Source organism: Stenotrophomonas sp. SMYL8 (genome assembly GCF_036320065.1).
Taxonomy (GTDB): Bacteria; Pseudomonadota; Gammaproteobacteria; order Xanthomonadales; family Xanthomonadaceae; genus Stenotrophomonas; species Stenotrophomonas maltophilia_A.
Genome location: NZ_JAWIRR010000028.1, coordinates 16,514 through 36,636 on the forward strand (window position 1 = coordinate 16,514; position 20,123 = coordinate 36,636).

The 20,123-nt window shown below is 63.8% G+C and carries 22 protein-coding genes and 1 pseudogene; 8 read left to right on the forward strand and 15 right to left on the reverse strand.

Annotation, left to right across the window (positions count from 1 at the left end; all coding sequences use genetic code 11):
- Positions 1-80: 80 nt before the first annotated feature.
- Complete coding sequence (locus V3B25_RS17915; protein ID WP_329811115.1) at positions 81-365, reverse strand: metal-sensing transcriptional repressor; 285 nt, start codon at positions 363-365, stop codon at positions 81-83.
- Positions 366-413: 48 nt separating this feature from the next.
- On the opposite strand from V3B25_RS17915, the gene dmeF reads away from it, so the two are divergent.
- Complete coding sequence (gene dmeF / locus V3B25_RS17920; RefSeq protein ID WP_329811116.1) at positions 414-1,385, forward strand: CDF family Co(II)/Ni(II) efflux transporter DmeF; 972 nt, start codon at positions 414-416, stop codon at positions 1,383-1,385.
- A 91-nt stretch (positions 1,386-1,476) separates the two neighbouring features.
- Here the strand turns inward: dmeF and V3B25_RS17925 are convergent.
- A pseudogene (locus tag V3B25_RS17925) lies at positions 1,477-1,757 on the reverse strand (hypothetical protein); the annotation flags it as partial.
- Between the two features lie 90 nt (positions 1,758-1,847).
- Here V3B25_RS17925 and V3B25_RS17930 point away from each other — a divergent pair.
- The 3 genes from V3B25_RS17930 (at position 1,848) to V3B25_RS17940 (ending at position 3,617) form a co-directional block, all read left to right on the forward strand.
- Positions 1,848-2,264 carry a hypothetical protein gene (locus V3B25_RS17930; protein ID WP_201118025.1) on the forward strand — a complete coding sequence of 139 codons (417 nt, stop codon included), beginning with the start codon at positions 1,848-1,850 and terminating at the stop codon, positions 2,262-2,264.
- A gap of 69 nt (positions 2,265-2,333) precedes the next feature.
- Positions 2,334-2,657, forward strand: coding sequence for a hypothetical protein (locus V3B25_RS17935; RefSeq protein WP_049421146.1), 324 nt, complete (start codon positions 2,334-2,336; stop codon positions 2,655-2,657).
- 117 nt (positions 2,658-2,774) lie between these two features.
- Positions 2,775-3,617, forward strand: coding sequence for an MnmC family methyltransferase (locus V3B25_RS17940; RefSeq protein ID WP_049421147.1), 843 nt, complete (start codon positions 2,775-2,777; stop codon positions 3,615-3,617).
- 3 nt (positions 3,618-3,620) lie between these two features.
- Here the strand turns inward: V3B25_RS17940 and V3B25_RS17945 are convergent, their stop codons facing one another.
- The gene (locus tag V3B25_RS17945) at positions 3,621-4,589 is read right to left on the reverse strand and encodes a polysaccharide deacetylase family protein (protein ID WP_329811120.1); all 969 of its coding nucleotides are present in this window, start codon (positions 4,587-4,589) and stop codon (positions 3,621-3,623) included.
- Positions 4,590-4,659: 70 nt separating this feature from the next.
- Complete coding sequence (locus V3B25_RS17950) at positions 4,660-5,319, reverse strand: hypothetical protein (RefSeq protein ID WP_182267155.1); 660 nt, start codon at positions 5,317-5,319, stop codon at positions 4,660-4,662.
- 133 nt (positions 5,320-5,452) lie between these two features.
- Between V3B25_RS17950 and V3B25_RS17955 the strand changes: the two genes are divergently transcribed.
- Entirely contained in the window at positions 5,453-6,133 is a 681-nt protein-coding gene (locus tag V3B25_RS17955) for a hypothetical protein (RefSeq protein ID WP_049421149.1), read from the forward strand.
- Positions 6,134-6,224: 91 nt separating this feature from the next.
- On the opposite strand, the gene V3B25_RS17960 is transcribed toward V3B25_RS17955, so the two are convergent.
- Together V3B25_RS17960 and V3B25_RS17965 are read right to left on the reverse strand one after the other, a co-directional pair.
- Complete coding sequence (locus tag V3B25_RS17960) at positions 6,225-6,398, reverse strand: hypothetical protein (protein WP_193391240.1); 174 nt, start codon at positions 6,396-6,398, stop codon at positions 6,225-6,227.
- 8 nt (positions 6,399-6,406) lie between these two features.
- The gene (locus V3B25_RS17965; protein ID WP_049421150.1) at positions 6,407-7,219 is read right to left on the reverse strand and encodes an alpha/beta hydrolase; all 813 of its coding nucleotides are present in this window, start codon (positions 7,217-7,219) and stop codon (positions 6,407-6,409) included.
- Positions 7,220-7,441: 222 nt separating this feature from the next.
- On the opposite strand from V3B25_RS17965, the gene V3B25_RS17970 reads away from it, so the two are divergent.
- Both V3B25_RS17970 and V3B25_RS17975 read left to right on the forward strand, forming a co-directional pair.
- A complete protein-coding gene (locus V3B25_RS17970; protein WP_049421151.1) occupies positions 7,442-7,921 on the forward strand; it encodes a DUF4440 domain-containing protein in 480 nt (159 codons plus the stop codon).
- A 75-nt stretch (positions 7,922-7,996) separates the two neighbouring features.
- On the forward strand, positions 7,997-8,389 hold the full coding sequence (locus tag V3B25_RS17975; RefSeq protein ID WP_049421152.1) for an XVIPCD domain-containing protein: 393 nt from the start codon (positions 7,997-7,999) through the stop codon (positions 8,387-8,389).
- Between the two features lie 68 nt (positions 8,390-8,457).
- Here the strand turns inward: V3B25_RS17975 and V3B25_RS17980 are convergent, their stop codons facing one another.
- From V3B25_RS17980 to V3B25_RS17995, 4 genes are all read right to left on the reverse strand, one after another.
- Positions 8,458-9,603: a YncE family protein gene (locus tag V3B25_RS17980; protein ID WP_329811124.1), complete on the reverse strand. Its 1,146-nt coding sequence runs from the start codon at positions 9,601-9,603 to the stop codon at positions 8,458-8,460.
- 185 nt (positions 9,604-9,788) lie between these two features.
- The gene (locus tag V3B25_RS17985) at positions 9,789-10,799 is read right to left on the reverse strand and encodes an XVIPCD domain-containing protein (RefSeq protein WP_154351963.1); all 1,011 of its coding nucleotides are present in this window, start codon (positions 10,797-10,799) and stop codon (positions 9,789-9,791) included.
- Between the two features lie 3 nt (positions 10,800-10,802).
- The gene (locus V3B25_RS17990; protein WP_100437743.1) at positions 10,803-11,438 is read right to left on the reverse strand and encodes a hypothetical protein; all 636 of its coding nucleotides are present in this window, start codon (positions 11,436-11,438) and stop codon (positions 10,803-10,805) included.
- Positions 11,435-12,361 carry an XVIPCD domain-containing protein gene (locus V3B25_RS17995; protein WP_329811126.1) on the reverse strand — a complete coding sequence of 309 codons (927 nt, stop codon included), beginning with the start codon at positions 12,359-12,361 and terminating at the stop codon, positions 11,435-11,437. Before V3B25_RS17995 ends, V3B25_RS17990 begins: the two co-directional genes overlap by 4 nt.
- A 172-nt stretch (positions 12,362-12,533) precedes the next feature.
- On the opposite strand from V3B25_RS17995, the gene V3B25_RS18000 reads away from it, so the two are divergent.
- Positions 12,534-13,079, forward strand: a complete 546-nt coding sequence (locus V3B25_RS18000; RefSeq protein WP_329811128.1) for a hypothetical protein — start codon at positions 12,534-12,536, stop codon at positions 13,077-13,079.
- Positions 13,080-13,140: 61 nt separating this feature from the next.
- Here V3B25_RS18000 and V3B25_RS18005 read toward each other — a convergent pair whose 3' ends face one another.
- The 5 genes from V3B25_RS18005 to V3B25_RS18025 form a co-directional block, all read right to left on the reverse strand.
- The gene (locus tag V3B25_RS18005; protein WP_329811130.1) at positions 13,141-16,560 is read right to left on the reverse strand and encodes an XVIPCD domain-containing protein; all 3,420 of its coding nucleotides are present in this window, start codon (positions 16,558-16,560) and stop codon (positions 13,141-13,143) included.
- Between the two features lie 34 nt (positions 16,561-16,594).
- A complete protein-coding gene (locus V3B25_RS18010; protein WP_329811132.1) occupies positions 16,595-17,227 on the reverse strand; it encodes a DUF1629 domain-containing protein in 633 nt (210 codons plus the stop codon).
- A 423-nt stretch (positions 17,228-17,650) separates the two neighbouring features.
- A complete protein-coding gene (locus V3B25_RS18015; protein ID WP_329811134.1) occupies positions 17,651-18,295 on the reverse strand; it encodes a DUF1629 domain-containing protein in 645 nt (214 codons plus the stop codon).
- Between the two features lie 371 nt (positions 18,296-18,666).
- A complete protein-coding gene (locus tag V3B25_RS18020) occupies positions 18,667-19,299 on the reverse strand; it encodes a DUF1629 domain-containing protein (protein ID WP_329811136.1) in 633 nt (210 codons plus the stop codon).
- A gap of 169 nt (positions 19,300-19,468) precedes the next feature.
- The gene (locus V3B25_RS18025) at positions 19,469-20,101 is read right to left on the reverse strand and encodes a DUF1629 domain-containing protein (RefSeq protein WP_329811138.1); all 633 of its coding nucleotides are present in this window, start codon (positions 20,099-20,101) and stop codon (positions 19,469-19,471) included.
- Between the last annotated feature and the right edge of the window lie 22 nt (positions 20,102-20,123).

Genomic DNA, 20,123 nt, shown 5'->3' on the forward strand with positions numbered 1-20,123 from the left:
CGTGCCCGCCCGGCGCCCGCAACCGCACTCCCCCTCGCCCCCAACCCCCTGCGCCCGCCCCGCGGCCGGCACTACCCCTGCTATTTGCCGTAGCGGCGCAGCAGCTCCACCAGCACCGCAGCCTCGTCCGCCCGCTGCTGCGGGTCATCGGCACCCACCACATGTTCCTGCAGGTGCTCGTGCAGCAACTCCATCAGCAGGCTGTGGGCGGCACCGCGCACGGCGGCAACCTGCACCAGCACGCCCGCGCAGTCCCCCGCTTCCCCCTCGGGCTTGTCCAGCGCCTGCTCCAACGCCGCCACCTGACCCGCGATGCGGCGCACCCGGGTCAGCAGCTGCTTTCGATTCCTGTGTACATGGGCCATGGTGGGATCATATACCCTATTGGGGTATCCACTCCAGCTCCCACCGCCATGCAATTGGACGCCCTTGCCGCCGCCCGTCGCCACGAACATCGCTTCGACGACGGCAACCCGCTGGCCGAACGCAACACCCGCCGCGCCCTGTGGCTCACCGTCAGCATGATGCTGGTGGAGATCGTCGGCGGCTGGTGGTTCAACTCCATGGCCGTGCTCGCCGACGGCTGGCACATGAGTTCGCACGCGCTGGCGCTGGGCCTCTCGGTGTTCGCCTACCGCTGCGCGCGCCGCTACGCGCACGATCCGCGCTTCGCCTTCGGTACGTGGAAGATCGAGATCCTGGCCGGCTACACCAGCGCCATCGCACTGCTTGGCGTCGCCGCGCTGATGGCCGTGCAGTCACTACAGCGGCTGTGGGTACCGGCGCCCATCCATTACAACGAAGCCATCGCCATCGCAGCGGTGGGCCTAGGCGTGAACCTGCTCTGCGCCTGGTGGCTGCACGACAGCCCGGGCCACGCGCACCACCACCACGGGCATGACCATGACCATCATCACGGGCACGGGCACGACCACGATCACGGCCATGCGCACGGTCACGACCTCAACCTGCGCTCGGCCTACGTGCACGTGCTGGCCGACGCCGCCACCTCGGTGCTGGCCATCGTCGCCCTGCTTGGCGGCAAGCTGCTGGGCCTGACCTGGCTGGACCCGGTGATGGGCCTGGTCGGCGCCGTGCTGGTGACGGTCTGGGCGATCGGCCTGCTGCGCGACAGTGGCCGCATCCTGCTCGACGCGCAGATGGATGCACCTGTGGTGGCCGAAGTGCGCGAGGTGATCGAACAAGGCCCGTGGCCGGCGCGCCTGGCCGACCTGCACGTCTGGCAGGTCGGCCGCGGCAAGTACGCGGTCAGTGCCAGCGTGGTCACCAGCGACGCAGGTCTGGATGCCGATACCGTGCGCAACGCGCTGGCGATTCATGAGGAACTGGTGCACGTGACGGTGGAGATTCACCGCAGCGCATGATCCACGCCGGGTAGTGCCGGCCGCTGGCCGGCAACCCCATGAACGCCGCACACAACCTGCAGGTGCCGGCCAGCGGCCGGCACAAACCCGCAAGCGTCAACAACATCCGCAGCAGGTACATCAGCAGCGGCAGCGCGCTCAGCACTGCACCACCGATGCGATCCACGGCCAGCGCTCGCCGCGCACGCGCGAGGCCACCGCCAGACCGCAGCCCACCAGCGCCGCGCCCAGCACCCCCACGCCCAATCCCGCAGCCATGCCATTGCCGCCTGCGGCCACCGCCGCCTGCGCAGCGAGGCTGCCCGCGCCCCAGCCCACCACGATCCCCAGCCAACTGGCCACGCCGCACCACGGTGCCTTGCCCTTCGCCATCCGAAAACCCCTGTGTCCTTGCCGAATTTCTGTACGGACCACGCCCGTGTGCTGCCTACACTAGCCGCACCTGCCCCGTCGGGACATCCCATGCGCACGCTCCGCCTGCTGCTGCCCGGTCCCCTCCTGCTGCTCACCGCCTGCAGTGGTGATGCCGGGCTTCCTTTCAGCGCCGACCCGTTGCAGGGCTGCTTCGCCACCGGCGCGCGCAAACCGGCCGACTTCCGCATCGACAAGGAAGGCGGCCAGTACTTCGTCTCCTTCAGCCGCGGCGACCAGTGGCAGCGCGAGCCGAATGCCCTGCACAAGGCCACCCGCAGCGAGATCAGCCGCTACTTCCGCGACGACGCCGAGCAGATCGACAGCGCATTGATCCGCATGGCCGGTGGCTTCGGCATCTTCCACTTCAACAAGGGCGCGACGCTGAAGGGAAAGGCCAGTGATAGTGACTACATGGCGCTGATGCTGATCGGGGCTGGGCCCGTGTACGCGGTCAAGTGCCCGTAAGACGCAATGATTCTGATGGCGGCTCAGGGCAATATGGGCACATCCTGTCTTCTTTGAGGAGCGATGCCAATGCTGCTGTTTCTGCTGCTTGCGGTAAGCGCGCCGAAGACCCAGGGTGCCTATGACGAAGTCCGGCAGCTGCCCGATGGCCAGACCCTGATCATGCGCACCCTGGACTGGGATCTCGGTGATGGTCGCCATGAGCGCGTCACCGTGCATTGGCTGATGCAGGAAGACGGCAGCCTGCGCTACGACTTTGATCGGCAGCCACCGGAAACCCAGGAGGTCCACCGTCGGTCGTGCGCCCGTGTAGGCATGCAGCCGTCGCGTGGCGTCGGCATGCTCTCGGGGGAAGGGACCACACACGGCTACAGCTGCACCAGCCAGCGGTAGCGCCGAGCCCTCGCTCGGCTCCACCCGACTACATCCACGCATGGCGTGGATCTACTGCAGCAGCCACCGGCAACAGCTGCGGTACCATGCCCTCCCCGAACCGCCCCGGTACCCGCCGTGCCCCATTACACCGGCCCCCTGCTGACCCGCGACAGCGCTGACACCCTGCGCCGTGCCCATGACAAGGGCGCTGCCGACTGGCAGGGCTCGCTCGACCTTGGCCGCAGCGAGGACAGCGTGGTGCTGGATGCCGACGGCTTCCACTTCCGTGGCCAGCGCTACCCGTGGCCGGGCAAGCTGAAGGACCGCACGCTGTACTACTGGGATGGCGAGGACTTCGCACCTATCTCGCGCTACAGCAGCTCGCTGATCAAGCTGGTGCCGACCGAATGGGGCGCACCGACCTTCGAGATCGACGGCATCAAGATGCTGCCGACCTCCAAGCTGTCACCGTTCGAGGATGCGCGCCGCAAGGTCGAGCTGGTCGCCCCGGCCGGCAAGGTTATCCTCGATACTTGCGGCGGCCTGGGCTACTTCGCCGCCTGCGCGCTGGAAGCCGGTGTCAGCCAGATCCGCTCGTTCGAGAAGAACGCCGATGTGATGTGGCTGCGCACGCTCAACCCGTGGTCGCCGGATCCGGACTCGGCCGCCGCCGGGGGCCGCCTGCAATTCAGCCACGGTGACGTCTCACAGCAGATCGAACAGGTGGCCAGCAACAGTGTCGACGCGATCCTGCACGACCCGCCGCGCTTCGGCATCGCCGGCGAACTGTACTCGCAGGTGTTCTACGACCACCTCGCCCGCGTCATCCGCAAGGGAGGGCGCCTGTTCCACTACACCGGCGCGCCGAACAAGCTGACCAGCGGCCGCGACGTGCCGCGCGAAGTGGCCAAGCGCCTGGAAAAGGCCGGTTTCAAGGCCGAGCTGGCGCTGGACGGCGTGCTGGCCGTCAAGCGCTGAGCTTCATTCCGAGTCAACCTTCGCCAGCTTCATCACCCACTTCGGCACTTCCGGTTCACCGGCGTAGAAGTCTTTCGGCTTCTTCTCGGCCATCGCCCAGCGGTGCAGCCAGCTCGGGCCATAGCGACCGCTGTAGCCCTCGGCGCCACGCCCGTAAGCAGGATCGCGCATCGCCTCATCCAGTGAAACGAAGCGATAGCCGCGCCGCTTCGTCGCCGCCACCAGTTCGGCGAAGGTGGCTGCATTGAGTTCGTTGGCATGCATCAGCCACACCTGCGGCAGCGCGTAGCCCAGCAGCGCCTGCGACTGCTTCTCGTAGTAGTCCAGCTTGTTCAGCATGTAGGGCACATAGCCCTTGCGCAGCTGCGCCAGCGTCGCCTCGCGCGCCGGGGAATCAGGCTGCTCGTTCATCACGTTGGCATAGGCGAAGGCCCACACCCACTCCCCGTTGTCGACCGTCACCGGCGCCACGCGGTAGCCATGCTGCTTGAAGAACACGTCCATCTCCGCGCGTTCTTCCGGTGTGCGTCCGGCACGCAGATAGGGATGGCGCATCCACTGCGGTTTCAGTCCGCGCTCGGCCAGCAGCGGCCGCAGCACCGTTTCACCACGCAGAAAATCCTGCTGGAACGCAGGCACACCCCTGGCGTTCAGATCCATGTGCGAATAGGTGTGGTTGCCCAGCACATACCCGGCGTCCAGCCAGTCGCGCAGCATCTGCACCCGCGCGGGCTGCACGTGTCCGTTGATCTCAAGCTTGTTCTCGTTGACGAAGCCGACCACCGGCACACCCGCCTGGCGAAGCTGGGCCATCAGCGCTTCGTGCCGCGACTGCAGGTCCGGCGGAACGATCTCGTCCACCCGCGCCCACGGCAGGTCGTCGATGGTCATCGCGATCCGGCGATCCACCTCGGCGGCGTGTACCGCCAACGAACACAGCAGCAATGGCACCGCACGCAGCAACCAACGCATCAGCACATCCTTGCAGGGGCGAAGTGCTGACTCTAGCGCGATTGCGGGCGCGCGGCCGGTCCCACACCCGCTATGGGCCGGGCGACTGCACCTGACGTTCGCGCACGATCGCCCGCCACAACATGAATCCTGCAGCCATCGCCATCAGCATCAATGCGACCAGCACCAGGGCAAGATCATCGGGATTGCGCAGCAGCGGTGCATGCTCATGGGTGAGGATCTCGAACACCACCTGCTGTGCCTGTGCCAGCGGCAACCGGCCCTGCTCGCCCAGCTCCACCAGGCACGCCGCTGGGGACAACTTGGCCACGCCGGTCCATGCCAGGTCGTACAGGTGCAATGCCCTGAGGGCCAGCGCCAGGATCGCGGCGTGCAGCGCCATCAGCCCCCAGTTGGCACGTCGCAGGCGTTCCGACAGGCGGCCCAGCCGGTAGACGCTGATCGACATCGCGCCCAGCAGCGCCAGTACCACGCCCGCCATCGGAATCCACTGCAAGGGTTGCCACGGTGCAAGCGCAGTGGACCGCGCCAGCAGTTGTTCGGCCACCTGCATGCGCGCCACAGGGTCGGGCCCACCGCATGCATCATCCACCGGCTCCAGCAGCAGTCCCACACGGTAGTGGAAGAAGCCGACTGCAAGGGCGACCGCCAGCAGCGCTACCACCTGCAGTGCCAGCAGGATCGGGCCAGGACCACAGATACGACAGAAGCGGGTAGCAGCAGAGACCATCGGTTCATCCATGACAACAAAGGACCATCCTAACCAAGCGCCCTGTGCTTGTCGGCTGGCGGATACGACAACCGGCGCGCGGTCCCGGTAGGATGTGGATGAGCATGGATGGTCGTATGTAGAGGTGTTGTAGATGGTCACGCTGTATCTGTGGGTGCGAACGTTGCTTCCGCTGTTGGCGTTCGTGATCGCGTGGATGCTGCTTTCGCGCCTGATCAAGGCCCGCGTGGCGCGCCTTCCACGGGTTCCCTTGAACCTGCCCGAGCACAGCAGCAGCCCGCGCAGGAAGGACCGGCGCATCTACACGCGCAAGCTGCGGCGAAAGCCAGGTCTGCGTACCGCAACGCGCCCGGCCACCGCGCCGCGCAGCTGGAACCTCGCGGCGGTGTTCGTTTCGTTCTCTGCGTTGATTGCCGCCGTGCTGGTCATGCCGGATGGCGCGCGCTTCCAGGTGCTGGTCGAGAGCCTTACGGGCTACCCGGCCACGATTGCTGAAGTACATGTTCCCGCTGCCGGGCAGCCCCTCGTGCTGCAGGCGTGGCAGCCTGCACTGGCGCAGCTGTCACGGCCGGTAACAATGCGCTACCCGATCGGGCGCACCGGCGGCCAGCATGACGCGCACGCCACGCTACCGGTACAGGTGAGGCATCAGGGTGATCGGCTGCAGGTGGCTACGGCCGCGTCGGTGGATTCCGAGCTGCTGCGTGCAGAGCTTGCGCGCTTGGCGGGGCTGCCGACGGAGGCAATCACCGTCCGCCAGCGCGAGATCTCACCGTGGCTGGAACCCGGCTGGACGCCGCTGGACGGCATGTAGATGCCGGACCAGGCCAGGCTGCTGTTGCAGTAGATCCACGCCATGCGTGGATGGGCACCGTGCGGGGTCGAGCACGGCTCGACTTTACAGATCAGGATCCGCGCGGCAGCTTCGCGGCCCACATGTTGTCCACCAGATTCGGATAACGCCGGCCATTCTCTTCCGCCCGCTGCCGCGCCGCATTCTTCTGCGCAGGCGACAGCGGCTGCAAGGTCTGGCCCTTCGGATTGGGCTTCTTCCACGGGGGTGTCTTGGTCTGGCGCATGCCGCAGCTTACCGCTTCAGGAAGTTCAGCAGCGCCAGATTGAAGCGGTCCGCATGGCTGGTATTGCATCCATGTGGTGCGCCTTCCAGGATCACCACTTCGCTGCCCGGAATGGCCCGGTGCGTGCGCTGGCCCGAGCCTTCAAACGGCACGATGGCATCGCTGTCACCGTGCAGGATCAAGGTCGGCACCGTGATCTTCTTCAGGTCTTCGCGGAAGTCGGTGGTAGCAAACGCCTTCATGCACCCCAGCGCTGCGTTCTGGTCGGATTGATGGCACAACGCGATCGCCGCCTGACGCGTCTCTTCGGTCACCATCAACTGGCCATGGGCGCTGAAGAAATCGCGGGTGAAGCCATCGAAGAACGCCTCACGATCCTTCTCAAGACCGCTGCGCATTTCATCGGCCTTTTCCTGGGTGAGCGGGCCATGCGGGTTGTCATCACTGCGCAGCAGATACGGCGGAACCGCAGCAGCAAACACCACGCTGTGCAGGCGCTCCTGCCCGTGGTTGGCCACATAGCGCGCCACCTCACCGCCGCCCATCGAGAAGCCGACCAGGGTGACGTCGTGCAGGTCACGCTCCTCGATCACCCCGGCCAGGTCCGCTGCCAGCGTGTCGTAGTCATAGCCCTCGGCTGGCTTATCGGAACGGCCGAAGCCGCGCCGGTCGTAACTGATCACCCGATGCTGCGCATCGCGCAGGATCGACACCTGTTGTTTCCAGGCATCGGCAGACAGCGGCCAGCCGTGGATCAGAATGACCGGGCGGCCGTCACCACCGGTGTCTTCAACGTGCAGGCGGATGCGGGAAGCAGGCATGGGAGCTCCTGTAGAAGGGGAGGCTTTCAGGCTATTGACCGCCGCCTATCGCGACCGTGATGGAATCGCCGGTCGCCATGACATCGCCTGCACAGACGACGACGCCTCGGCCGGGCCGCCAATGCGGGCATTCGCTCCGTGTAAAACCCGTTTCATCGGACGCCGGCTGCAGCGGCCCAAACGCCATGTGAGCCTGCGTGAACCATCCCCGGGAGTTTCGCCATGTTGCTGCTTACCTTGCCCCTGCTTGCTGCCGGCCTGGCCACCACGCCGAACGCTACCGAAACCCTGCGCGAGCAGATCCGCCAGGCCGACGCGCAGCTTTTCGCTGCCGCGTTCGACGACTGCGACGCTGACAAAGCGGCAGCCATGACCACTGAAGACATGGAGTTCTTCCATGACAAGGCGGGCAAGTCCGCCAGCAACCGCGAGGACTTCCGCCGCAGCGTGGCCAACATGTGCAGCAATGCGCGCAAGGGCGGCTGGAGCCTGCGCCGTGAGCTGGTGGAATCTTCGCTGCAGGTGTTCCCCTTGCACGACGAGCGGGCGCTGGAGATCGGCGACCACCGCTTCCATGAACGCGGCAAGGACGGCGTGGAGCGCTGGGTGGGCCAGGCCCGCTTCATCCAGGTCTGGCGCCGCGTGGATGGGCGCTGGCTGGCAGAGCGAGTGATCAGCTATGACCATCGCCCGGCGGACTGACCCCTCGGGCGCGCTTCACGGGCCGGATCTATACTGGCGGGGTCCACCACGACCCAGCGCTACCGTCCGATCGCCATGGCAGAGATCACCCCCAACCATCCCGAGTACGGCCTCAACCAGCAGATCCGCCAGGGCGTGGCCGCCCTGGACGCCCAGCATGGCCGTCCGTTCGACCAGACCAGCGAACGCCTGACCGCCAGCCTGACCGTGCTCGCCCGCGAGCAGGGCCTGCAGCAGGTCGACCACGTGCTGGTCAGCAACGCCACGGCCAATCATCCGGCCGGGCACAACGTCTTCGTCGTGCAGGGCGACCCAGCCAATCCGGCGCACCTGCGCGCGATGATGCCGACGGCTGTGGCGGTACAGACGCCGGTGGAGCAGTCGATGCAGAAGCTGGGGCTGGGTGCGCAGCCGCAGGTCGAGGTGCAGGCGCAGGAAATGCAGAATCCTGCGCCGCGGATGGGGTAATCGCTGCGGCTTGAAAAGGGGGCAGCGCATTGCGCCCTGCCCCCTCGTTTACAGCTTGGGCACCACAGTTACAGCTGGATGCGCGCCACGCTCTCGTCAGCGCCCTTGTCGTCCTTCTCGCCGTTCTTGATGCTCACGAACAACACGTTGTTCTTCGCATCCAGCGCCAGGCTGTTCGGATGGGTCGGCACCGTATAGGTGGCCACCTTCTGGTAGCTGTCACTGTTGTAGGCGGTCACCGTACCGGCTTCGCGGTTGGTCACGTACAGGCGCTTGCGCGGTGCATCCAGCAGGATGCCCAGCGGGCCGGCATCGGTCGGGATGCTGGCCAGTTCCTTGCCAGTGCTGCGGTCGAGCACCAGCACGCGCTGGCCCGGATGCTTGCTGACCAGGCCGCTGCTCTTGGCCTGGTAGCCACGCAGGAATTCCGAGCCCTGGTCGGTCACGAACAGGCGCTTGCCGGCCGGGTCCAGCGCGATGTTCATCGGCTGCTCGGCGGCGATCTTGTGCTGCGCCACCACCTTGTTCGAATCGGTGCCCACCACCACCAGATCGGCCAGCAGATTGCTGGTGTAGACGCGCTTGTTGGCGGCATCCAGCGCCAGGCCCGGTGCCTTGGCATTGCCCAGGCCGTCGATGGTGTTGATCACCTTCAGCGTGGTGGTATCGATCACGAACAGCACGCTGCTCACGTCCGGCTGGCTGCTGTGGCCGGTCACGTACAGGCGGTTGGCCGCGCTGTCGACCACCAGCTCGCGCAGGTCGTGGGTGTAGGCAGCCTTGCCGTCCTTGCCGGTCTTCTTCTCCATCAGCTGGATGGTGCCGACGGCCTTGTTCTGCGCGGTGTCGACCACCGTCACCGACAGGTCCACGGTGTTGCCCACGTACAGGCGGTTGTGGGCGTCATCCAGCACCACGCCGAAGGCTTTTCGCTCCAGCGGAATGCGGGTTTCCACCGCCAGCGTGGCCGGGTTCAGGCGCAGCACCTGGGCCGGGCCGGCGTCATCGCCGAAGCCACCGGACGAGGCCACGAACACGGCATTCTGCTTCGGGCTGTAGGCCAGCTCGTACAGGCCCTTGGCCACGGCCTGGCGCTGTACGGCGGCGGCGGCGCTGGCGGCGGGTGCGTTGTCGGCGAACGCGGAGGGCACGCCGAGGCTGAGCGAAACGGCAACGGCCAGGGCGGCCGAGCGGAAGAGAGGATTACGGAACATGCGAGCGTCCTTGAATGGGCACGGGAGGGTGTCCTGGCTCGCTGGGCCGTTCTACGACGGCCCGACCTGCATCTGTCTGCGCGGGGTGGGCTGGCTGGGGTTGCGGGGGAATGGTAGCAGGTGGGGGGCGTGGCGTGCGCCGGCGCGGGCATGGCCGACGCTCGACCTCGATGCTGCGCCCGCCGCTATGCCATCCGTGGGCCGTGGCTCTGCTGAAGCTGCTGCTCCTCCTGCAGGCGCTGCGCGTCTCGCTGCGGCTCATTCTGCTGCAACTGCGCGACCCGATCGAACGAGGCCTCCACCGGTGCCTGCGCAGCCACCTCTGCCGGCATGCTGGCGCGCTGGTGTGCCGGGTCACTGCGGTCCCCCTGCACGATGAACAGCTTCGGTGCGGTATCACCGCGCTGCTCGCCCAGCACCACCTCGTCGACGCGCGAGAACTGCTGCTCCTTCGACAGCGCGAGCAGGCTGGCACTGACATTGCCGTTGCGCGCCCCGAAAGCGCCGAGGTCGGCCACCTGCTGATGGATCTGGTTGAGGCGGGCATGATCGTCATGCGCCGGGTCTGCGGGCGTGCCGCTTGCCGCGAGGGTGCTGTTGCCGCGCCACTGCTCGCCGTTCTCGGTGAATATCCACTCGCGGAAGGTCTGCTTCGGCATCGGGTTCCACTGCACCTTGTCCAGCTCGCTGCCCTTCACCTGCTGCGGAATGGCGTTGACCGCGCGGATGTTGTCCAAGACCCTGGTAGCGCCCTCGTAGTTGCTGATCTCCCCGGCCAGCCCGACCGGGCGCAGGCCTGCGTGGTTCAGGGCACCCCATGCGAAGTCGGTGCACGCGTTGGAGAAGAAGTCGTAATCCATGTCGAAGCCGTGCTTCTTCGGGTCTGCCGAGAACTCGAGGATGCGGTCGTACTGCTCCTTGCTGATCTCGATCGTGCGCTCGAAGCGGGGCTTGTCGTAGACCCTCAGATCCGTGTCATCGACTTTGCCCAGCGAGGGATTCGCACGGTCGTTCCCCATCGTGAATCCCCTGCTCACGGGTACCGGGTCATTTGATCGCGCCAGCGAAAGAAACATGTGCCCGGCAAATGACGGATCCAACAATCTCTTCTGGCCCGCGTCGCCCACATCGACTCTCGGCGTGCCCGGTGCGGCGAGATGAATCGTGACCGTATAGCGCTCTGCTTCCTTGCTCATGTCTTACTTCCCTAGCGATTGATATCCAACAATAAGTTCAGCTTGGAGCCCTTCCAACTGCGGGCGGTCCTCCATCAGGTCGACTGTCAACCGATACCGGCCCGGCTCCAGCCAACCGACCTGCGCGAACTGAAGCACCTGATACAGCATCTCATCCGAGTGCAAACCGGCCTCGATCAGTGCGTTGTCATCCAAGCTTGTATCAGCCAGATATCGCACAACCTCATCTTCTGGAATTCTCTGTGAGTCGCGCCCGTCAGGAGTGCTCTGCCATAGCTGTACAGGACCAAGTGCGCCGCCATCAATCCGCTCCAGGCGCAATCGCGTGGGTGGCTTTCCCAGCCTGATCTTCTCCCACGCGTCCAGCAACGAGCGCCCATCGGTATCCTGCAGCCGCAACCCGATGTTCAGGATCGGAATGGCCGGCTTCTGGGGCGCCGGCAAATCAAACGTGACCTCGGCAATCCGACCGGCCTTCTGCAACTGCACGGCCCGCGTGAACGGCACAACCGTGCGCGCCTCGGCCTGTGCGCGCGTCAGCAGGGTCGGCGCAACCTCAGGCGCCGGTGACGCACGGCATGCCGCCAGCGCGGCCAGCACCGCCAGTGCCACCAGCCCCCGCCGCAGCGGCCGCGTCATTGCTCCTTCAACCGCAGCGAATCGGCCACATCGGTCTTGGCCGCCACCTCGGTGGCGATGCTGGCGCGGCGGTGCCCCGGGTCGTTGCGATCGCCCTGCACGATGAAGATGCTCTCGGCGGCATGGCTGCTTTGGGTCGGCTGGCTGAGCAGCACGTGGTCCACGCGCGAGAGATTGTTCTGCTTGGCCAGCACCAGAAGGCTTGCGCTGATGCGCTGGCTGGCGGCATCGAACGGGCGGCCATGCGCGGCGTCCAGCTCGGCCACCTTCTGGATCAGCTGCGCGAACAGGCGATGGTCTGGATGCGAGGGGTCCAGCAGCGTGCCGGCCACCTCAATCGGCGTCGGCGGCGGCTCATCGCTGCCACGGTCGCCCTGGCGATGGTGTTCGGCCTCGCGCTCGGGCATCGCATGATGGGTTTCAGCATTCAGATTGCTGCCCGGGAACGGCGCGGCAATGCACTGGATTTCCGGAAGATTGAACAGCACCGCGAACTCGCCCAGATTGCTGCCGCCATCCAGCGGCGCCGGCAGCGGATGCAGGCCAGCGTAGTGCAGCGCGGCCCAGACGAAATCGCTGCAGCGGTTGATGGTGGCCGGGCGATCCACATCGAATTCGAACTCGGCCGGTTCCTCGGCGAAATCACGCAGGCAGCCGTAATGCTCCTCGGTGATTTCCAGGGTGCGGCTGTAATACGGGTCCAGATGCTCGTCGGCATCGTCGTGGCGCACCTGCGCGTACTGCACGCCGGACCGGGTTTCTCCCGGCGCCTGGCGCGGTGGTGCGAAGCCGTAGCTGTGGGCCTCGTCGCCTGCCGCCACCTGCAGGTACATATGGCCGCGCGGCGAGATGCCTCCACTTTTCAGCGGGGTGCCGGGGGCGGCCAGATAAAGCGTTGCCGTGTAGCGTGTTGCCTGCTCCATGCCTGTTCAGCCTTGATGGGTACTGCGGTCCTGGGCGGATGATGGCATAGGTGGGATGGGGGGCAGGTGGAGGACAGCCGGATGCTGGTACCGGCTTGCTGAATGTGTGAACCAGACGGCAGTACGAGAATAGGGTCGCCGGTAATTCATCAAGGACAACCAAGGGAAACACATGCCAAGTACTTTCTATCCAGATGCAACGTCAGAAGCCGAGATGCAGAACGCGGTCATGGTCAGCCTTGCTCGCCTGCAAGGCGGTGGGCCATCACCTGCAAAGTATGAGTACGTATTCCGGCGCAACGGCGAGCGCGTTGGGGTCGCCGGGGTGAGCGGAGGGCTGGATTGGTACATCAGAGAAGAGGGGCATTGGGAGGACATTTATTCATTCGACTTCACATACCCGCAGTCATTGAGATGCTTGCTCGAAGAGAAGTCAGCCCTGGGCAGCACCGAGGACGATTTTTCCTTTCTGCGTAGGATCGTTCATGCTCTGCTGTCAGCCTCAGGCTCCGGTGTCCGGTCACGGCACCATGTGCGCTATGTCGCCTTGACCACGCAGGATGCCTTGGCTGGCGCTGGCGTGCCGGCGAATGCGCACCACGTACTGGATTCCCTGGAAGGCTATCTGCTGCTCGCAATTCTGCAGATTCCGCCAAAGGGATTAAGTGACCAGCAGCACGACAAGCACGACCTGAAGTTACTGAGGGACAGGGGATAAGTGTTGTCCTTGGTGATTCACAACAGCCATACTTCTGAACCTGTTCGCCCCTGACCAGTGATCAGCCCGCGCTGGCCGCACGAATCTGGATGTCGTGCTGCACCCGCTGGTCTTCCAGCTGCTGGTCCATCTGATTGGCAAGCGCACGCTGATGCGCTTCACGGCTGACAGAGTCGAACTGCTGCAGTGACTCCTCCACCGGTGTCTGCGCCGCCATCTCGGTCGGAATCGCAGCGCGCTGATGTGCAGGATTGCTTGGCTCACCCTGCACCACGAACAGCGTGTGCCCAGCTGGGTGTTCGCGCGTAGCGTTGCTCACCAGCACATGGTCCACCCGCTCCAGGTCGTTGCCCTTGGCCAGTACCAGAAGGCTGGCGGTCATGCGTTCGCTGACTTCATCGAAGCTGCGGCCGTGCTTGGCGTCCAGCGCTTCCACGCCCTCGCGGATCTGCTGATACAGCGCATGATCGGGATGACCGGGCTGCGTGGGGTCCTGCGGCGCCCGGTTCGGGCCCGAAGCCTCATCCGATTCCGGTGCGAACGCGGCCGGTTCATGGCTTGGCGCCTTCGTAGGCTCGGCAGGAACAGTGACAGCCGCAGTGTCAGGCTGGAGGTCATCCGATGGGGCCGGTTCGGGTTCCGGCACGTGTTGTGCCGCTTCCTGCTCCAAGGGCCATGGATCGCGCGCAGGCTCAGCAGGCAGCGGCTCCTTGAAGGGCACCGTCTCAACCTCCTGTACTGCCACGTCCAACTTTGGACTGGGAGCAACCTCGGGCGCAGCCATCCGCTCCGGCTCCGATGCCTGCTCTGTGCGCTGCGTGGGCACCGCCTGCGTTGCCGCTGCCAGAGGTGCGGCAGCGTGTGGCGTCGCGCGCTCAGGCACGGCCGGGTGCGCCTGCATAGGCCCGGTGGGCTCCGGCGTCTGTGAGGCGGTACGGTTTTCGGTGGGCGCCTCGCTGTTTGGATGGGGCTGAGGTTGGGGCTCCGCCTCACGCCGCGGTGGATCGCGCTGCTCGGCGTGCCGCTGAGGCGCGGGCTTGTCCTGTGGCGCGGGAGTAGGTGGTGGCGTGACCCCTATCGCGGGCGGCGCTGCCGCAACCGCTGCAGGCGCGATAGGCTGCGCAGTGGCCGGCTCTTCCGGCCGTACTTCCGCGCTCACGTCCTGCTCAGATGGCTTGTCGCCATGTACCACCTGCGCGGCCGCTCGTGCAGCCTGTCCTGCATCCACCTGCGCAGCACCCAACCGATTTGCCTCCTGCAGTGCCTGCCGGTACGCCTCCTGCTCACCCGCCGACAGCGCTGCAATACGTAGCTCGGGCGAGTCCGGCACCGGCGCCTGCTCATTGGCACGCGCGCGCACCTCATTCCATGCGGCCTGCAGCTCCTGCGTACTGGTGGTCGCGACGGCGCGTGCCACGCCATCCTGGCCTACCTGGTAATGGGTGATAGGCCGGGAGGCGCCGGCGTTGCCCTCGGCTACAGGCCCCAGCTCCTGCAATGTGGGCCCCGTAATGCCGTGCTGCTCGCGCGTGCGCGCCGTGGCCAGCGCAACCGCCTGCTCCCACGCCGGGGTCAGCGCAACGCCCGCAGCGTAGTAGCTGTGGCGCAGCTCGTTCTGGTTCACTTCCGCCGCAGACGGCAATGGCCGCGCGTCCAACGCGGCAATGGTCTGGTTGAACTGATCGAGTGATGGCTGCTGGATGGTGCGGGTCAGCTCCAACTCCAGCGCCATGTTGCCCTGCGCGATCTGGCCAGCATGGCTCCACTGCCCTGATTCGTCGCGCTGGTAAAGATGGCTGTCGGAGCCCTGGACGGCGTCGGGCCTGGCACGGGCCTGCTCCACCGCCTCCGGCACCAGCGGCACGAAGTCGCTGGCACGAGTAGCGGCGTAGGTCTCCAGATAGCTGGCGGCAATGGCGGCCTTGCCGTTGGCGATGTTGTTCTCGATGCGCTGCACCGCCTCGCGATTCAACTCGTCGGCGCGCTCGGGGGTGGCGGTCTGCGTCTCGTACACCCCCCTGTCATTAACGCCGGACACGCCAATCTTGACCTGCCGCGTCCACTGCTCGGTCTGCGCATCGCGGTGCCAGTTGGGATTGTCCAGACGGCCCTCGCCGTCCTTCGCCGGGATGCTGAAAGGATCCTGCGGCGGCGGCGCCTTGCCCAGCGCCAGCTCTACCGCTTTTACGTGGGCGTATGCGCCCAGCTCGCGGGCCTTCTCGTAACTGGCGCCCACACTGCGCTCAGCCGGATTGCCCAGGCCGTCGCCCGCGCTGTCCATGACCGCCTGGCGCTGCCAGTTCAGGCCATTGAACTGCCACGTGACATCGGCCTTGTCGGTCTGCCAGTAGACGGCGCGGTTGTCGAGCAGATCGGCGCCCTTGTCGAACGCCTTGCTCATCAGCAGCGCATCGCCCGCGACGATGGCCGCAGGGACGAAGCTGGACGTGCCGATCACCGATGCCGTGGCCATGCCACCGATCCAGCCACCGCCGTTGCGTGCCAGAGCGTGGGTGAGCTCGGATTGGGCGGCGGTGCCGTTGCCCGCTTCCAGCAGCTGTGAGGTGCGGCGGGCGGTGATGACGGCGTCGGCGCCGGAGGCGAGCAGGCCGCCGGAGCGGATCAGTTGGCTGGTGGAGGCTTCGCCGAGGAGCGCCTCCATAGAGACAAAGCCGCGCTGCGAGACGGGCTTGTAGTTCCCGAGCGGTCCCGATGTCAGATCGTAGAAGCCCCGAGCCGCGCCATCGATCTCGGGCAGATCATCCAGCAGCGCCCTACGTACCTGAGCAGCCGTTGACTCAGACATTGTCAAGCGACCAGCCCTCACCGCGTCAGATATGGCCAGGCGCATTTCCATTCTGCCCGCGACTTCACGAGCTGACATATCCACCTTGCTTGATCCGCGCACCAAGTTACCCGGCGCCCCGTAGATTTCATCAATAACTCGCGAAACCCTCGAATCAGAACGGGTGACCGCCGCCCACTCGGACTCGACACCGCCCATAAGTCTCAACGCATTGATCTGACCTGCATGATCTACATCGTATTGAGCGAAGTGGGAGTACAGCTTCCTATTGACAGCGTTTGCTTCCGCATCGGTCATTCCGTTCGGCGTTGTTGCAAACGCGTCGCCGTTTATCAGCGCCACTTTCAGCGTGTCTCGAAAGCGCTCAACCCTCGCCGATACTCTTTGAAGTGCCTCAACGTCGTTCACCAGGGCAGCGCGGCCGTCTCGAGTCTCGCTCAGGCTTTCGAGGTAGTCCATCACTCCATCCGTGTAGGAGCTACGCGTACGGCCCCTGTGGGGTGAAGTATCCAAATCATCGGCGAGATCACCTATCACCGGCAGATACAGCCGATTGGCCGATGTATCCTTGCCCAGCAGGTTGAATTGATCCAGTTTTTTCAGCAATGGACTGCTGGTGAACAGCGCCTGCTCCAGGATGTGATGGCTCTGGAGAATTGTCTTGGCAGTTGACATCCCTTTCTACCTCACTCCTGGAGATGCTGGGTCTTCAAATGTCAGAAGCGTCGGTCAGACGAACTCCGCGCGCATTAGGATGCCGGCCGAACCCACTCTCTATCAGGAAGTCCCTCATGGCCCGATCACAGAAAGCATTCGATGTATAGGGCGTTCTGAAAACATGCGCCGTGCCAATCACACTCTTGCGGAATGCAAACTTGGCCCCGCCGCCAATGCTGTAGTACTTCCCATTCGGATAGTCGTCCGTAAGGATCTTCACCGATGATGCATCCTCGTCAATCGCATCCAGCACTCTGACCACTTCGCACAAGTAGTGCGGCGCCGCCTCTGAGCTGTCTTCGAGCCGGAACTCACATTTCATGAAAGAGAAGCCGTCTGCATCCATGGTCTGCATGGCAGATTTCAGCGCTTCCGACACCAGCCAGTAGCCCTTGAAGCCCGCCTGCAAATCCTCCGGCATTTCGCCAATCCGGCTGTCATACCGCAATCGAGGGATTTCATTCATGGAGCCAATTCCGCCCGCCGATGGTGGTTCGCTTAGATGCTCCGGTAGTGGCAACTCGTTTTCGTTCTCCAGCACCACTCCGTGGCCGCGCCCGCCCCCGCGCACGTCCGGCCGGAGGAGATAGAACTCACCTTCCACTGGCGTATTTTCAGTTCCCATGAGAAGCCCTCGATTTCAGCAATGAATGGATTCGCAGATTCAAACGTTCGGAGCAGATTTCTTATCCAGCCATCGAACAAGGTTCCCCAACTTCCGTGAGAAAAACGTTACAGGTGGCAGGCGCAACGCCAACTCCAGACTCAATCAGCGCATTCCGCACAACCCGATTACAGCACACGTCAGCAGTGAAACGGCGCGAACTCGGTGCACCCATGTCAGAGCTGAGCACACAGAAGCGAGCTGTAGAAGGGTCGACTCTATTCATCACTTCCTCGTTCATTTTCGTTCGCCACGCCCCAGCAAGCTACTTGACGAGAGGATGATCCCTGAACACCACCTGCTCAAAGACATGATGACTTTGTAGAATTACGCTTTCTGCGGGCATAGGATTCCATTCCCAAGAGGGCGAAAAGTGCTGTTGAACTAGTAGCCTGCAGCGTCTTCAATCCACACGCCGCGCGGATTGATCACCGTTCCAAATCCATGCTCAATTAGCGCGTCGCGAAGCACTCTGTCACAGTAGACACGGCTGCCCGAATGGATATCCATGAACACATGCGCATCAGCCACTTCCGATTCTTTGAAGGACAACTTGCCGCCACCGGAGAGGCTGTAGTACTTGCCGTTCTGGTAGCCATCTAGAACTTTCACGCTCGACGCATTCTCGTCAATCGCGTCCAGAATTCTTATCACCTCACACAAGTAGTGGGGCTCACCTTCTGAACCGTCCTCGAGCTGAAAGGCACACTTCGCAAAGGCAAAACCTTCGGCATCGATTTTCTCCATTACATGCTTTAGGGGTTGAGAAACCAGCCAATAGCCGTTGAATCCGCCTTGCAGATCCAAAGGCATATCACCCACTTGGCTATCGAAGCGAAGCTTGGGAACAACCCTCAGTGATGCAAGCCCGCCCATCTCAGAAGGCTCGCTCATATAGGTCGGCCAAGGGACTTCCTCTTCATTGTCCAATTCGACCCCATGACCACGGCCAAGTGCGCCCATATCGGGGCTAAGCACGTAGAAGCGACCTTTAGGGGGGGCAACTTTATTCATGCCGTCCTCACTCATTCTTGTTATCCACTGGTGTCAGCGAGCTCAGGCGAACATTGTTCGGAGCGCACAGATCGAACAGCCCGACGTTGTCTTCACTAGCAGCCATGGCTTTCTCCCGCTGTTGGCGTGATGCATCCGTTGGCCTCCGTTCTACCCGGAACATCAACAGCAAGCAATCAGAAGCCTATGAATCCATCCGTCGTCCCAATCGCAGCATCTGCTGGCCTCGCTTGGATTGATAGGTGTGCCGCACATCAGGCGTTCCTGTATACCTAGCCTGAAAGCAGGCTACGGTCTCTGTCACCACAGAACACGCCCAATCGCATTGTCATTAAAGATTGGGCTCGAAACCGCAGCACTACTCAATCTTCGGAGGGCCGTCTGGCTCAACAGTTCACAACGTCTTCGAACCAAAGCCCGTTGCATGTTCTGGCGGTCACAATGCCGGCGCCTTCTACTGCGCTCTTGAATATGTTGTCGCAGAAGACTCCCTCGTAGTAGGGGAGCCGGAACACGTGGGCGTCAACGATGGCCTCCCGCTTGAATGCCAGACGCACGTCGCCCGTCAGATCGTAGTATTTCCCCTCTTCATAGTCGTCACTTACGATGATCTTCAGCTGGGATGCTGCCTCATCCAAGGCATCGATGGTCCTGATGACATCGCAAAGGAAATAGGGGCCACCCATTGCTCCATCAGCGAGTCGATAGTCAGTCTCCCTGAACGCAAAAGCTCCTGGGTCCACGGCCGCCATCACCTCGCGGAGACGCCCGGAAACGAGCCAATAGCCGCTCATCCCAGCTTCAAGATCCTCCGGTAGCCACCCTTCGCTTGGGTAATACACCAAGCGCGGGGTCTCGCGCAGAGGCGGGAAGCCCCCCTGATCGGGACGCAAGAGGAAATTTGGAGGCGTCTTCAGGGAAGACTCGTTCTCAAGAACGACGCCATGCCCTTTGCCGCGCCGTCGGGCGTCTGGGCGCAACTCGAAGAACTCGCCCTTCTTTGTCAGATTCGAAGTCATTGCTCGCTTCGCCTGAAGATCAACAAGAAATTGGGATCCATCTCGCGCGGAATACCCGAGCCATCCCATAGCACGGGCCCCAGTCACACCCGGTCAATGGCACGCAGAACGATTCCATTGTTATGCATCTACTCAGCAAGCCAGCATACGCCGCCCCACACGCAGCGAACTACAGACTGGCCGCATCCATGAGCCAGACGCCACGAGTGGCCGGCGGGACTCCAAACCCGGACTCGATCAGGGCATCACGCAGAACCCGGTCGCAGTAGACATCTGCGGTGAAGGGCGTCCTGAAGACGTGTGCCCCAGCAATTACATCCTTTCGAAATGCAAGATCAGCGCCGCCCGTTATGTCGTAGAACTTTCCATTCGGGTAGCCATCCGACAGTACTTCCACGGTGGATGCCTCCTCGCCAATCGCGTCCAGCGTGCGCACAACTTCGCAAAGATAGCGCGCCTCGCCTGCTGATCCATCCTCAAGAGTGACGACGCTGCGTCTGAATTCAAAACCCGCTCCGTCAATCGCATCAAGGAGGCATCGAAGCGGCTCGGACACCAGCCAATAGCCTCTAAAGCCTCCTTCAAGATCCCTTGGCATTTCACCCAAGCTGCTGTCAAGCCGCAGTCGAGGGGTTTCCTTCAATGCGGAAAGTTCCCCATTTCCTGGTGGCAAGCTGAGATAACTTGCCAAGGTGATTTCCCGCTTGTTCTCCAACACCACGCCTCGGCCACGCCCGCCACCCCTCGTATCTGGCGTAAGTAGGTAGAACTCACCGGCACTCGGGACGTTTCCCTCTTTCATTGTGACCTCTTGGCTCCGGACT